At 70.3% G+C, this 14,145-nt stretch carries 10 protein-coding genes and 1 riboswitch; of the genes, 5 read left to right on the top strand and 5 right to left on the bottom strand.

The window, feature by feature from the left end; all coding sequences use genetic code 11:
- Positions 1-201 precede the first annotated feature (201 nt).
- The gene (locus ADL01_RS07545) at positions 202-1,701 is read left to right on the top strand and encodes a M23 family metallopeptidase (protein ID WP_053741119.1); all 1,500 of its coding nucleotides are present in this window, start codon (positions 202-204) and stop codon (positions 1,699-1,701) included.
- A gap of 80 nt (positions 1,702-1,781) precedes the next feature.
- Here ADL01_RS07545 and pcrA read toward each other — a convergent pair whose 3' ends face one another.
- Positions 1,782-4,307, bottom strand: coding sequence for a DNA helicase PcrA (pcrA, locus tag ADL01_RS07540; RefSeq protein WP_053741118.1), 2,526 nt, complete (start codon positions 4,305-4,307; stop codon positions 1,782-1,784).
- A 294-nt stretch (positions 4,308-4,601) separates the two neighbouring features.
- Positions 4,602-4,777: riboswitch (cyclic di-AMP (ydaO/yuaA leader) on the top strand.
- A gap of 7 nt (positions 4,778-4,784) precedes the next feature.
- Between pcrA and ADL01_RS07535 the strand changes: the two genes are divergently transcribed.
- Together ADL01_RS07535 and ADL01_RS07530 are read left to right on the top strand one after the other, a co-directional pair.
- Positions 4,785-5,987: a C40 family peptidase gene (locus ADL01_RS07535; protein WP_053741117.1), complete on the top strand. Its 1,203-nt coding sequence runs from the start codon at positions 4,785-4,787 to the stop codon at positions 5,985-5,987.
- A 492-nt stretch (positions 5,988-6,479) separates the two neighbouring features.
- A complete protein-coding gene (locus ADL01_RS07530) occupies positions 6,480-7,607 on the top strand; it encodes a C40 family peptidase (RefSeq protein ID WP_053741116.1) in 1,128 nt (375 codons plus the stop codon).
- Between the two features lie 15 nt (positions 7,608-7,622).
- Here the strand turns inward: ADL01_RS07530 and ADL01_RS07525 are convergent, their stop codons facing one another.
- Positions 7,623-8,438, bottom strand: coding sequence for a LuxR C-terminal-related transcriptional regulator (locus ADL01_RS07525; protein WP_267889905.1), 816 nt, complete (start codon positions 8,436-8,438; stop codon positions 7,623-7,625).
- On the bottom strand, positions 8,435-9,727 hold the full coding sequence (locus ADL01_RS07520) for an ATP-binding protein (RefSeq protein WP_107090833.1): 1,293 nt from the start codon (positions 9,725-9,727) through the stop codon (positions 8,435-8,437). The genes ADL01_RS07525 and ADL01_RS07520 overlap by 4 nt, the downstream gene beginning before the upstream one ends.
- Positions 9,728-9,906: 179 nt before the next feature.
- Here ADL01_RS07520 and ADL01_RS07515 point away from each other — a divergent pair, with 179 nt between their 5' ends.
- Together ADL01_RS07515 and ADL01_RS07510 are read left to right on the top strand one after the other, a co-directional pair.
- Positions 9,907-11,433 carry a PspC domain-containing protein gene (locus ADL01_RS07515; protein WP_053741114.1) on the top strand — a complete coding sequence of 509 codons (1,527 nt, stop codon included), beginning with the start codon at positions 9,907-9,909 and terminating at the stop codon, positions 11,431-11,433.
- Positions 11,420-11,692, top strand: a complete 273-nt coding sequence (locus ADL01_RS07510) for a hypothetical protein (RefSeq protein WP_053741113.1) — start codon at positions 11,420-11,422, stop codon at positions 11,690-11,692. The genes ADL01_RS07515 and ADL01_RS07510 overlap by 14 nt, the downstream gene beginning before the upstream one ends.
- Before the next feature lie 55 nt (positions 11,693-11,747).
- On the opposite strand, the gene ADL01_RS07505 is transcribed toward ADL01_RS07510, so the two are convergent.
- Both ADL01_RS07505 and ADL01_RS07500 read right to left on the bottom strand, forming a co-directional pair.
- A complete protein-coding gene (locus ADL01_RS07505) occupies positions 11,748-12,278 on the bottom strand; it encodes a DoxX family protein (RefSeq protein ID WP_053741112.1) in 531 nt (176 codons plus the stop codon).
- Between the two features lie 357 nt (positions 12,279-12,635).
- Positions 12,636-13,913 carry a hypothetical protein gene (locus ADL01_RS07500; protein WP_053741111.1) on the bottom strand — a complete coding sequence of 426 codons (1,278 nt, stop codon included), beginning with the start codon at positions 13,911-13,913 and terminating at the stop codon, positions 12,636-12,638.
- Positions 13,914-14,145 lie beyond the last annotated feature (232 nt).

Below are 14,145 nucleotides of genomic sequence, written 5' to 3'. Positions count from 1 at the left end.
TCGAACAACCTTCGAACGCCAGGCCAAACCCGTGCCCGCCGTCCCCCGAAACACGGCCGAATGCCCGTTTCCCTCAGGCACGAAACCTGCGGAAGATTGTCGCGCCCGCATACCGCCGGGTACAGTCGCCGCACTGCTCTGCCAGCCCCTGTTGTCGAGGCGAAAGAGAAGTTGGTGAACGAACCTCACCCGTCGGGGACCATGACCTCCCCGACTCCGGCTTCCGATGCCGCGACGGCCCATTACCCGTCGTACGGCACCCAGGAAGTTCCTTTCGGTGACTTCACCACGTACGACCCCACCTTCGCCAACGGTTTCGACGCGAACTTGGGCACGGGTACCGCCACGGGAAATTTCGAAACCGACCCGCTCTTCGGCAACATGCCGGGCGACGACGGCACCGGTGCGCACGACAACTCCCAGTGGCCCACCGGCAGTCACCACACCCTGAACTACGACCCGTACGCGGCCCAGCATCACGCCGCCTACGACACCGGGGCGTACGACACCACCACATGGGCGCCGGGATACCAGCAACTCGCCGACATCCCCGCGCAGACGCCGCCTCCGGGCGCCGACGCCAGCGGTCAGTGGGACGCGAGCGCCTGGCTCCAGCCCGAGCAGGCCGGCCCCGCCGACCAGACCCAGCACTGGGAATGGGGCACGCAGGCCTTCGACACCGGTGTGTACGACGCCACCCAGTGGAACTCGGACAGCGGCGCGGACAGCACGCCCGATCCGACCGCCGAGTACGACGACGCGCGTGAGCACGCGTACGACGAGCAGGCCACCGACGTAGCGGAGGACGACCGGCACGCCCTCGACCACGACGACTCGGACCTCGTCACCGACGGCGAACTGCCCGCCGAGGCCCCGCTGCTGGACGGCCAGGAAGAGGCCGACCTCGGCGCGGTGCCCGGGGGCGGGCGCGCGGCGTCCCGTACGGCGGCGCGCAGCGCGGGCCGGTCCCGGCGGCGTACCCCGGCCAAACGTTCCGCTCTGCTGACCATCGCCGTTCCGTCCGCCTGTGTGATGGGGGTCGCGGGCATCGCCGCCGCCTCCGTGGGCGGGATGAGCGGTGACAGCGAGCAGAACAGGACGACGTCCGCGTCCGACGGCGTCGCCGTAAAGCCGTCCACCGCGAACAACAAGTTGGACTCCCAGCTGGAGAGCCTCTCCGCGGGCGCCGACGACTTCGCCGACCGGGCCAGCCGGACGCAGGAACGTATCGACCTCAAGGCCCAGCAGGTCGCCGAGAAGAAGGCGGCGGCCGCGGAAGCGGCCCGCAAGGAGCGACTGCGCCCGAAGTACGCCCTCCCGGTCGCACAGCGCGGCCTCAGCGCCTACTTCGGCCAGGCCGGCATCAACTGGATGTCCGTGCACACCGGGATCGACTTCCCCGTCTCGTACGGCACGACGGTGATGGCCGCGACCGACGGCACCGTCCGCACGCAGTGGAACAGCGCGTACGGCAACATGCTGATCCTGACCGACAAGGACGGCACGGAGACGTGGTACTGCCACCTCTCCAGCTACCAGGTGGCGTCCGGTACGACGGTCAAGGCCGGCGACCCCATCGCGTACTCCGGTAATTCCGGCAACTCGACCGGCCCGCACCTCCACTTCGAGGTACGGCCCGCCGGCGGCTCGGCGATCGACCCGCTCCCGTGGCTGCGCAGCCACGGCCTCGACCCGACGTAGTTCCCGTCCGGACCCGTCCGGTCCCGTCTCGTACCTGGTTACCGGCGTGACCCGGGCATCGACGATGCCCGGGTGTCCGGCTACAGCTTCTCCACCGGCGCGTACCGCAGCAGCAGCCGCTTCGGCTTGTCCTCGCCGAAGTCGACGGTCGCCTCGGCGTTCGAGCCCGTGCCCTTCACGCCCACCACGGTGCCCAGACCGAACTGGTCGTGCGTGACCCTGTCCCCCACGGCCAGCGCGACGACCGGCTTCTCCGCACCGCCCCGGCGCGTGGCGAATCCGGACGCGCCCGAGGCGGCGGAGCGTGAGCGCGAGGACGACAGGGAGGACGCCACCCCGGAAGCAGGGCCCGAGGACGTCGCCGGAGCCATCGCGCCTGTGCGCTTCCACTCCAGATGCGTCGCCGGGATCTCCTCCAGGAACCGCGAGGGCGGGTTGTACGACGGCTGCCCCCAGGCGCTGCGCAGCGACGACCGCGTCAGATACAGCCGTTCGCGGGCGCGCGTGATGCCGACGTACGCGAGCCGCCGTTCCTCCTCCAGCTCCTTGACCTGGCCGAGGGCACGCATGTGCGGGAAGACGCCGTCCTCCATGCCGGTCAGGAACACCACGGGGAACTCGAGGCCCTTGGCGGTGTGCAGGGTCATCAGGGTGATGACGCCGGAGCCGTCGTCGTCCTCGTCGGGGATCTGGTCGGAGTCGGCGACCAGGGCGACCCGCTCCAGGAAAGCGGCGAGTCCGGCCGGGGCCGGGGCCTCGCCCTCGACGGGCTGCTCGGCCTCCGCCGCCGCCCCTGATTCCTGCTCGAACTCCAGGGCGACCGCGGCGAGTTCCTGGAGGTTCTCGATCCGGGTCTCGTCCTGGGGGTCTGTCGACGCCTGCAGCTCGGCGAGGTAGCCCGTGCGTTCGAGAACCGCCTCGAGGACCGTCGCCGGGCCCGCGCCCGACTCCACGATCGTCCGCAGGTCCTCCATCAGCGTGTTGAACCGCTTGACGGCGTTGGTCGACCGCGACGCCATTCCGTACGCCTCGTCCACCCGCTTCAGCGCCTGCGGGAAGCTGATCTTCTCGCGCTGGGACAACGCGTCGATCATCGCCTCCGCGCGCTCCCCGATACCGCGCTTGGGCACGTTGAGGATGCGGCGCAGCGGCACCGAGTCCTCCGGGTTGGCGAGGACACGCAGGTAGGCCAGGACGTCCCGGACCTCCTTGCGCTCGTAGAAGCGGACGCCGCCGACGACCTTGTAGGGCAGGCCGACGCGGATGAAGATCTCCTCGAAGACCCGGGACTGGGCGTTCGTCCGGTAGAAGACCGCGACGTCGCCCGCCTTCGCGTCACCCGCGTCCGTCAGCCGGTCTATCTCGTCGGCGACGAACTGCGCCTCGTCGTGCTCCGTGTCGGCGACATAGCCGGTGATACGCGCGCCCGCGCCCGCGTTGGTCCACAGGTTCTTGGGGCGGCGGGACTCGTTGCGCTCGATGACCGCGTTGGCGGCGCTCAGGATCGTCTGCGTGGAGCGGTAGTTCTGTTCGAGCAGGATCGTCGTCGCGTCCGCGTAGTCCTCCTCGAACTGGAGGATGTTGCGGATCGTCGCGCCCCGGAAGGCGTAGATCGACTGGTCGGCGTCGCCCACGACGCACAGCTCGGCGGGGCGCAGGTCGTACTCGCTCGGCGGTACGTCCACCGGGTGCTCGGCGGTGCCGACGAGTTCCCGTACCAGCGCGTACTGGGCGTGGTTGGTGTCCTGGTACTCGTCGACCAGGACGTGCCGGAAGCGGCGGCGGTAGTACTCGGCGACGTCCGGGAAGGCCCGCAGCAGGTTGACCGTCGTCATGATCAGGTCGTCGAAGTCGAGCGCGTTGGCCTCACGCAGCCGCGACTGGTACATCGCGTACGCCTGGGCGAGGGTCTTCTCGAAACCGTCGCTCGCCTGGGCGGCGAAGTCCTCCTCGTCGATCAGCTCGTTCTTCAGGTTGGAGATCTTCGCGCTGAAGGACTTGGGCGGGAAGCGCTTGGGGTCCAGGTCCAGATCGCGGCAGACGAGCGCCATCAGCCGCTTGCTGTCGGCGGCGTCGTAGATGGAGAAGGAGGAGGTGAAGCCGAGCCTCTTGCTCTCCCGCCGGAGGATCCGCACGCACGCGCTGTGGAAGGTCATCACCCACATCGCGTTCGCGCGCGGGCCGACGAGCTGCTCGACGCGCTCCTTCATCTCGCCGGCGGCCTTGTTGGTGAACGTGATCGCGAGGATCTGGCCGGGGTGGACGCCCCGCTCACCGAGCAGATACGCGATGCGGTGCGTGAGCACACGTGTCTTGCCGGACCCGGCGCCCGCGACGATGAGCAGGGGGGTCTCGGCGTGCACGACGGCGGCCCGCTGGTTCTCGTTCAGCCCCTCGAGGAGCGCGGCGGGGTCCACCACGGGTCGCGGGGCGCCGTCGCGGTAGTACGCGTCCCGGTCCGGCGGCGCGTCGAACTTCCCGCCGAACAAGTCGTCCGGAACGGGCTCCGGCACATGCTCGTCCTCGGGCGGTGGCGGGGGCTCCTCCGCGTGGGCCCGAGGGCCCTGGAGGTCCGCCAGGAAGCTGTCGTCAAAGAGGCTGCTCATCGCTCTCCGAGTCTAGGCCTCCCCACTGACAGCCCGGCCCCACCCCGAAAACATCCCCCGGCATCCGCACCGGCCGACCGGATCTCGACGGACGATGGGATCAAATCGACGTTAACCGAATGATTCATCAATAATCACCACGAACGATTCCCGATCGACCACACAGAGCCATGTTTAGGGCTGAGGTCACAAAAACGTATCGGGCATAGCGGGCACCAACCTTCACAGGAGCCACACCTTTTGGTTAGCGTGCCGTAAGGCCGCTCGATCTCCACCGGCGAACATCGCCGGGCCGCGCGGCCTCCGCCGAGTCCGATCGTGCCGCCCTGTGCGGCAGGAGCCGGGGACCCACCGAGCATTTGGGGTGAATCGGTCCAATTGCCGTCCAGGGCATGGACCGTAGGGCAAACCTTCCGAACCACCCGCCCGAACCCGACAGCTAACCCGGTAGGCGGAACGTGGAAGGAGTCGCCTCCCTTGGCGTCGTCGCACCGCAAGTCGCGCCCTACGGGAACGCGCGTAGCAGGCCTACGGACCCCCGCCTTCGCCACGGCGGCCCTGACCTCCGTGGCCCTGCTCTCCCAGACCGCCAACGCCGCACCCACGGCTCCCTCCACACCCCCGGTTCCCTCGTCCGACGACAAGCCGAGCATGGAGGAGGTCGAGGCGAAGGTCGGCGACCTGTACCGCCAGGCCGAGTCCGCCACCGACAAGTACAACGCCGCCAAGGAGAAGACCTCCAAGCAGCGGGGACGAGTCGACGCTCTGATGGAGGATGTGGCCCAGCGCGCCCAGAAGCTCAACAACGCGCGCGAGAAGCTGGGATCCTTCGCCGCGGCCCAGTACCGCACCGGGTCCGCCGCTCCGGACACGGCGACGTTCCTGCTCGCGGACGACCCACAGGACTACTTCGACCAGAACCAGCTGATGGACCGCCTGACCGCCCGCCAGAAGGACGCGGTCGACGACTACCTCACCGAGCAGGCCGAGACGACGCGGAAGCGCCAGGAGGCCTCCGTGAGCCTCGAGTCGCTCACGCACTCCCAGGACGAACTCCAGATCACCAAGACCGCCGTGCAGACGAAGCTCGTGGAGGCCCGCCGGCTGCTCTCCCGCCTCACCACCGAGGAGAAGCTGCGCCTCGCGGCGATCGAGCGGGAGAAGCAGGCGGAGGCGCGCCGCCAGGCAGAGGAACTCGCCCGGCAGCAGCAGGAGGCCGAGCAGCGCCGACAGGAAGCGGCGGCCACGGCGGCGGCGCAGCCGTCGGCGGGCAGCAGCGCCGCACAGACGCCGGCGACGACGGTCCCCGCCTCCTCGTACGCCACCAAGGCCGACAAGGCCCTGGCTTTCGCACGCGCGCAGGTCGGCAAGCCGTACGTCTGGGGCGCGGCCGGCCCCGACTCGTACGACTGTTCGGGTCTCACTCAGGCCGCCTGGCGGGCCGCCGGAGTCACCCTCCCGCGCACCACCTACGACCAGGTGAACGCGGGCACGACGGTCTCCCTCTCCGACATCCAGCCCGGTGACCTGGTCTTCTTCTACGACGACATCAGCCACGTCGGCCTCTACATCGGCAACGGCATGATGATCCACGCGCCGAAGCCGGGTGCGTACGTCCGCGAGGAATCGATCTTCTACGACGGCGAGTCGACGATCCACAGCGTGGTGCGCCCGGCCTGAAGCACACCCACCAGGTACACCGGGTTGACGGCACGGCCTTCGCGAGGCGCTCGGTGCCCGTCGTGCGCACGGCGGCCGGGAGGGAGGACGCGAGGGAGAAGGGGGCCTCGCATATATGCACCCCATAGCACCCTGTCACCCCCACCCGCCCCGTAAACCTCGGCATCGGTCAGGCGTTTGCGCGAAGACAGCGGCGCCGGAACTGGATCACAGTCGTATGCGGTCACCCGGCGGTCGGCTCACGCCAGTTCCGTACATCCCGTTACCCCCGCACCGCACTCAGGTTTAGCGTCCTCCTCCAGGTGGCCGGCTCCCCACCGCCGCCCGGGCCAGGGGCGGCAGTCGGACACCACCGCCGAGAAAGTCCGGCGGCGGACCGCTCCCCCTGTGCGGACCGTCGCCGGACGCGCAACCGCCCTCCTGGGTCCGCTTCCCAGGCAGCCGTCCGGCGGTCGTCGCAGTGGCGGTCGTACGAAAGGACGTGACGCCCCGGTGGCAGCGCACCGCAAGCCCCGACAGCGCTCGCTCAACGGCAATACGGCCCGCACCGCCGCGACGATCGCCCTCGCGGGCGCCGCGACGGCGACCGGCTTCGACGGCATCGGATACGCCGAACCACAACTGACACCGGCGCAGGTCCAAGCCAAGGTGAACAAGCTGTACGAGGAGGCGGAGGTCGCCACCGAGAAGTACAACGGCTCGAAGGAGAAGGCCGAGCGGGCGGAGCGACGGCTGGACGGCCTGCGGGACGAGGCGGCGCGCAAGGAGGAGCGGCTCAACTCGGCTCGCGAGGGGCTGGGTTCGATGGCGGCGGCGCAGTACCGCTCCGGCGGCCTCGATCCCGCACTGCGACTCGCCCTCTCCGACGATCCCGACGGCTATCTGGACGGCGCCGCCTTCGCCGAGCGGGCAGGCAGCAGACAGGCGTCGAACGTGGCCCGCGTACGCAAGCAGCTGCGGGAGATCGAGCAGCTGCGCGGGGCCGCCCAGGTCGAACTGACCACCCTCCAGTCCCGTCAGGCCGAGCTGAACCACCACAAGCAGACCGTGACGGGAAAGCTGGGCGAGGCACGCCAACTGCTGTCCCACCTGAGCACGGAGGACCGCACCCGGCTCACGGCGGACGGCAGAAGCCACGGCACGGGCTGGGGCGTTGGGCACGCGTCGCGGTCGTCGGGGAGTGCGCGGGAGGGCCTGGGATCAGCCGGCGTCGCCGACGCCCCCGGGGTGTCCGGGCCCGCCGGGACCACCAGCGTGGCCGCGGCACCCAACTCGCGTGCTGCGGCGGCCGTTTCCTACGCCTACCAGAAGCTCGGCAGCCCCTACGTGTGGGGCGCCACCGGCCCGGACGCCTTCGACTGCTCGGGCCTCATCCAGGCCGCGTACCGCAACGCGGGCATCTCCCTGCCCCGCACGACCTACGCCCAGATCAACGCCGGCCAGCGCGTCTCACAGTCCGAACTCCTCCCCGGCGACCTGGTGTTCTTCTACTCGGGCATCAGTCATGTGGGCATCTACGTGGGACACGGCCAGATGATCCACGCCCCCAACCCGTCGGCGCCGGTACGCGTGGCACCTCTGAACGAGATGCCGTTCGCGGGCGCCACCAGGGTGGTGTGAGAGCGGGCGAACCCGCTAGACGAGGCGCCGTGCCGTGGCCCACCGCGTCAGCTCGTGCCGGTTGGACAACTGCAGCTTCCTGAGAACCGCCGACACATGCGACTCCACCGTCTTCACGGAGATGAAGAGCTGCTTGGCGATCTCCTTGTACGCGTACCCCCGGGCGATCAGCCGCAGCACCTCCCGCTCGCGCTGAGTGAGGCGGTCGAGGTCCTCGTCCACCGGCGGGGCGTCCGTGGACGCGAAAGCGTCCAGAACGAACCCGGCGAGCCGCGGCGAGAAGACGGCGTCGCCGTCCTGGACGCGGAAAACAGAGTCGACGAGGTCAACGCCCGTGATCGTCTTCGTCACGTATCCGCGTGCGCCGCCACGGATCACGCCGATGACGTCCTCCGCGGCATCCGAGACGGACAGCGCCAGGAAGCGCACCGGCCGCTCGGCGTCGCCCATCAACGGGGCGCAACGGCGCAGGACTTCGACGCCACCCCCGCCCGGCAGATGGACGTCGAGGAGGACCACCTCGGGCCGGGTGGCGGTGATGACGGTGACCGCCTGGTCGACATCGGCGGCCTCGCCGACCACCTCGACGCCGGTTCGCTCGGTCTGCCCGATCTCGGCCTGAACACCCGTCCGGAACATACGGTGATCGTCGACGAGAACCACACGCACCCGCCGCCCGCTCGCGTCCCCACTGCCGCCGCCGTCGGCGGCAGACCCGCCTGCCTGTGCGGACTCAGCAGACGCCGTCGGTCCGGAAACCGCGGCCTGTCCGTCCGACTCCGCCGAACCGGCCGGTTCGGTCTGCCTGTTCTCCCCGTGCGCCTCGCTCATGACGTGCTCTCCGCCCTCTCCATCTCCAGCTCGACCTCCGTGCCGCCGTCCGGTACCGCGCGCAGCCGCGCCGTACCTCCGTTGCGCTCCATACGGCCGATGATCGATTCTCTGACGCCCATGCGGTCGGCGGGTATCGAGTCGAAGTCGAAGCCGGGTCCACGGTCCCGGACGGACACGAAGACCGTCCTGCCCTCGACCTCGGCGTAGACCTGCACCGCGCCGCCCTCGCCACCGTACTTGGCGGCGTTCACCATCGCTTCCCGCGCGGCCTGCATCTGTGCGCCCGTTCTGTCGTCGAGCGGGCAGTCACCGACGACCACGACCTCTATAGGGACGCCGTGCTTGTCCTCGACCTCGGCCGCGCTGCGTCGCACCGCCTCGGCGAGGGTGCCGGGTTCGTCGGCCTCCTCCTTACCGGTGCCCTCCGGTTTGTAGAGCCAGTTGCGCAGTTCGCGCTCCTGGGCGCGGGCGAGACGACGCACCTCGTTCGCGCTCTCCGCGTTGCGCTGGATCAGCGTCAGGGTGTGCAGCACCGAGTCGTGCACATGAGCGGCGACCTCCGCGCGTTCCTGTGCGCGAATGCGCATCAGGCGCTCCTCGGAGAGGTCCTGGGTCATCCGGACGAGATACGGACCGGCCAGCAGAGCGATCCCGACCAGCACCGCGAGCGCGGCCTGCAGCACCGAGCCGAGGTGGGCGGCGGATCCCTGTAGGACGAACACGCCGGAGACACCCGCCGTGACCAGCAGGACGCCGGCCGCGGTACGGAGGAGGGTGAGGGTGCGCCGGCGACCGCCGACCTCCATCCAGCGGGCCCGCCGTGCGTTGTCCGCCTGGCGCCAGACCAGGGCGACGCCGGCGGCGACGAGCACGATCGGGAACAGATAGGCCTTGGCGCCCCCGCCGAGATTCACGTTGCCGACGAAGACCATGGCCACCACGACCATGAGGAGCAGGGCGACCATCTGCCCCTTGTCCGGCTTACGGGCGACGAGTCTGCGACGGCCGTCGGGCGCGGTCTCGGCACTGACGAGGGACGGGGGCCGCTGGGCGTCGACGCCGCCGACACCGAGCGGAACGAAGAACCAGAAGGCCGCATACAGCAGCGCACCGAGTCCGTCCGCCATGAACAGGCCGACGAACATGAGGCGCAGCCAGATCACAGGCAGCCCGAGATGCCCGGCGAGCCCTCGCGCCACGCCTCCGAGCCAGCGTCCGTCGCTGCTGCGGTAGAGCTTGCGCGAGGGCCGCGGTTCGACGAGTGGCAACGCAGCGGCTTCCGGCATGCCATCGATGTTCACACGCCCGGCGGGCCCGGGCATCAGGGTCCGCCCCCGAGACTCCCCTGATCTTCGGGCCGACCTGCCGTCGAACGCTTCCCCCGCCCCGTCTCAGGGCCGATATCAGGGTTCGCCCAGGGTCATTCCGACTGCCGCCGGGCCGTCTCACGCGCCACCATGGACGCATGACAGATCACGCACACGCCGCGACGGGTCCGGGACCCGGCTCCGGCCCGCGCCCCACCCAGGGCGCCGGGCCGCAGGATGCCGCACCCGCCGCGGCGACCCCGCCCACGGAGAAAGGGGAACCGCGCGCGCCCGAGCACACGGACGCGGGCGCACCAACGGACACGGGAGCGAGAGCACACGCAACTCCCCGCCCGTCCGCACCATCCGCCACGACTTCCTCGACTTCCACGACCGCCATGACCGACGAGCAGTTGCCGGCCCGGTTCCAGCGCGACCGGCGGCAGAAGATGCTGGGCGGAGTGTGCGCCGGGCTCGGGCGGACCTGCGACATGGACCCGGTGATCTTTCGGATCACCCTCGCGGTGCTCTCCGCGACCGGCGGCCTCGGCCTCATCTTCTACGGCTTCGCCTGGTTGTTCGTGGCGTACGACGACGAAGAGGAGAACGAGGTTCGCAAGCTGCTCACCGGCCGAGTGGACGGCCAGGCACTGGCAGCCGTCCTCTTCGCGCTGGTCGGCTGCGGTGTGTTCCTGACGATGCTGAAGAACGGCGGGGTGCTCTCCTTCGCCGTCATACTGTCCATCCTCCTCGCGGGCGCCGGCTACTGGTCGCGCAACCGTGGCGCCCCCGACCCTGACCCGCTGGCCGCCCAGGCCGTCGCCGACGCACCCCCGGAGGCCCAGGCGCCCCCGGCCCCCTCTTCCTACCCCTCGTGGTGGCGTGACCCCATCGTCAAGGACGGCACACACGTCGGCGGTACGGGATATCTCTGGGGTCCCCACGACACCCGCGACCGGGACATCGCGGCGGCGGTCAACATCACCCACGGCAACTACGGCGGCCGGTACCCGGACATACGGGAGGCCTGGCCCCGCCAGCCGAAGCCGCGCGGCCCACGGTGGATCGGTGGCTGGATCTTCCTGCTGGCCCTGCTGGCCGGTTTCTCCGGCACGGCCGCGCGATGGTACGACCAGCCACTCGCCGCCAGCTTGCAGACCGGCCTGGCCTGCGCCCTCACGGTGCTCGGGGTCGGCATCGCGGTCAGCGCGTTCCTCGGCCGTACCGGAGCGGGCTCGGTCTTCCTGGCGATCATCACGGCGGCTCTGCTGGCAGGCTCGGCGGCACTGCCCCAGGGCGTCAGCACCCACTGGGTGCGCAAAGAATGGACACCGACCGCGGTGACAAAGGTGCTACCGAGATACGACGTCGGCACGGGCGTCGCAACGCTGGACCTGACCGATCTGCGCCTTGCCAAGGGGCAGACGGTGAGGACCGCGGTCGAGGTGGGCGTGGGCCGGATCGAAGTGATCGTGCCGAAGGGCGTGACGGTGGAGGCGGAGATCGAAGTGGGCATCGGCGACATCCAGTTGCCCGGCGACGACAAGCAGGACGTGGACGTCGCACCGGGCAAGCGCAAGCAGGTCACCCTGTCGCCGGCGAGCGGCGGTGCCGGCACCGGCACGGTCGACCTCGACCTCGGAGTCGGCCTGGGACAGGCGGAGGTGACCCGTGCTGCGTCATGAGTTCCAGCCCGGCAAGCTGATCGCGGGCATCTTCGTCACCATCGCCGGCATAACGTACGTGGGCGACGCGGGCGGCGCCTGGGAGACACCCTGGTTCGCGCTGTTCCCGCTCCTGATGTTCGGCCTGGCCCTGGCAGGCGTGGTGGCCCTCCTCACCGGGGCGATACGCCGCCGCACAAGGGCTCGCCGCTCGGCAACGTCCACCGGACCCACGACGGATACGGCAGCACCGTCAAGGCCCCCGGAGATACCGAACTGACGGAGCTCAACGCCCCCTGTCGGCACGCTCACGCGCACCGACTCCCCACCGCCTGCTACCGCAATCCCCCGGACCGCTGCCTCCGTCGCGCCCGCAGGGCAGCGTCCACGGAGAAGACGGACGCGCCGGCGAGGATCAGAGGGATCCAGGCCATCAGGTAGGGGAGATCGTTGCCGTAGTAGTACGGATCGGAGGCCCAGCTCACGGTCAGCCAAAGGCTGAGGGAGATCAGCGCACCACCGAGCGCCACCAGCCGGGCCAGGAGTCCGAGCAGGGTGCCGATGCCGACGGCCAGCTCGCCGAAGGCGATGGCGTAGCCGAAGCCGGCGGGGTTCTTGAGGGCGAGGTCCACCAGAGCAGGGATCGCGGAGGAGTCACGGACCGTACGCATCAGATCACCGACGGAGCCTGATCCGGAGTCGGCGAAGAAGGAGCTGTCGGTGAGTTTGTCCAGGCCGGCGTAGATGAAGGTGATGCCCAGGAAGACGCGCAGGGGCAGTAGGGCGTAGCGAGTGGCGGTGTCCCGCCAGTCCCGGTCGCCGTCGAGATAAGGGGAGCGCGTGTCCTTTCGACTGCTGTGAGCCATCGCCCTAGCCGCCTCTCGCCTGCCACCGTTGACCCCTCAACAGACGATACGCACGACAACGTGGCCTCGCTCACTCCTGGCACGGCCTTTTTCCGCCCTTTGTCTGGGGAGCGGCAGCGGTCGAAGCGATCCGCCGGCCCCGGGCACCGCGCCGGCGCAGTCGCCGCACCAGCGCGGGCGGAGACGTGCTGGGGGTCGCCCGAGCGGCTGGCCGTCACCAGCAGCCCGCCCCTACCCGCAAGCCCGCACGCACACAGAACCGCAAGCAACCACCGCGAGGAGGCCCCCTCAGCCCGCGAGCCCGTCAGCTCTCAACCCGCCAGTCCCCTCACCCTCAGCCCTGAGTACCTCAGTCCCTCAGTCCGTCACATCGATCACGCACCGGTTCGTCTCCACGCCCGCCGCAGTCACCACCTGCACCTCCACCCGACCGGGCTCCACCTCGGCCGGGACAGGCACCGTCAGTACCTCGTCCCGGGGGTTGCTGAAGCCGCCGGGGACCGGGACCAGGGGGACGTGGACGTGGACGGGGCCGATGCGGACGACCATGCGGGACAGCCGGTCGGCGGTGCCCGCACCCGGGGGCACGAAGCCGGCGCCTCGGATCTCAATGTCGTCGCCGGTGCGGATCGGGGCGTCCAGGTCGCCCGCCTCCCGGGACCGCACGACCGAAAGGATCACCGGGCGGCCTCCCTCGGCGTACTTGCCGGCCACATAGGTCGCCGCCGACACCAGCACCACCACCGCCAGCCCCCACGGCAGGTCCGGCAGCTGATCCGGACGTCGGGCCAGCCGTACGACCGCGAACAGGAGAGCAACCGTGCCGATCATCACGTACTGGATGTCCGCGAAGGTGCCGCGGCCCGCGTCGTCCGTCAGGAGGTCGGCCGCGCGCGGGCGGTCCGCACGTACCTTCTGCAGGCGTTGGCCGAGGACGCGCAGGCCGACCACCCTGCGCACGAGCACCGCGATCGCGCACACCACCGCGAGGACGGTCACGACGCCCGCGCCCCGGGCGAGTTCGAGGCCTGCGATCAGCGCGTCGCGCTCCACGTGGCCGGAGGCCGCCGCCAGCCGGCCCACCAGGACCAGCACGGCGTACGTCACGAACAGCACCCAACTCGCCGCCACCACACGGGAGGTCGACAGGCGGTTGTCCTCGCCGATCAGGGGCGCCAGCGCCCCGCCCCGCGCCCGGTGGAACCAGGACGCGGCCGTCAGCGCACCGCCGACGAGTACGGCGGCCACCAGTCCGGCCGTCCGGGCGGCAGTCCAGCCCGCCCCGATCGCGGTGAGTGCCTGCACGAGCAGCAGGACGGCGATCAGCGCCCACACCGTGAACGCCGTACGGCGCCACAGCCGCGCCAGCCACACCTCGCCCTCGGCCCGGCCGCGCTCGGCGACGACGGCGGCGGACTGGGTCAGTTCGTCCGAGACCCACTGGCGGGAGGCCGAGGCCGAATGGGCCACCGCGGCCGGCAGTCCCTGGCCCGCCGCGAACCCCTCCCGCATGAGCAGGAACTCGGCGACCGCACGCCGGTGCCCCGTACGCGCCCCGTGCGGGCAGTCCCCACAGGTACAGCCGCCGCCGTGTTCCCCGGGCAGCACACCTTGCCTCGCCTCCGACACCGCCACGCCCGACGCCCGCCTTCCCCACACCCGACACCACACATCAAGAACCAGGACATCGGCGCACCGGTATGCACCAGAAAACACCGGAACGTGCAGGGTTTCCGGAGGCCCGAATCCTGGCCTCGCAACTCCCCTACGACGAGAGCGAATTGTGCCCTACCTAACACCCGTCGCGCGCGGCAGGTTGGCCCGGGCAGCGGAAAGGGCGAGTGAAACCGTGACCTCCGTGTTGACC

This window comes from Streptomyces sp. NRRL WC-3618 (assembly GCF_001280005.1).
Lineage (GTDB): Bacteria > Actinomycetota > Actinomycetes > Streptomycetales > Streptomycetaceae > Streptomyces.
Note: the sequence above shows the minus strand (reverse complement) of the source record. Positions and strands in the feature narration are given on the sequence as shown.

What these genes read in the sequence shown, in the direction of transcription:
- ADL01_RS07545 (WP_053741119.1), top strand. Translation starts at nt 202, where the DNA reads ATGACCTCCCCGACTCCGGCTTCCGATGCCGCGACGGCCCATTACCCG.
- pcrA (WP_053741118.1), bottom strand. Translation starts at nt 4,307, where the DNA reads ATGAGCAGCCTCTTTGACGACAGCTTCCTGGCGGACCTCCAGGGCCCT.
- ADL01_RS07525 (WP_267889905.1), bottom strand. Translation starts at nt 8,438, where the DNA reads ATGAGCGAGGCGCACGGGGAGAACAGGCAGACCGAACCGGCCGGTTCG.
- ADL01_RS07520 (WP_107090833.1), bottom strand. Translation starts at nt 9,727, where the DNA reads ATGCCGGAAGCCGCTGCGTTGCCACTCGTCGAACCGCGGCCCTCGCGC.
- ADL01_RS07515 (WP_053741114.1), top strand. Translation starts at nt 9,907, where the DNA reads ATGACAGATCACGCACACGCCGCGACGGGTCCGGGACCCGGCTCCGGC.
- ADL01_RS07505 (WP_053741112.1), bottom strand. Translation starts at nt 12,278, where the DNA reads ATGGCTCACAGCAGTCGAAAGGACACGCGCTCCCCTTATCTCGACGGC.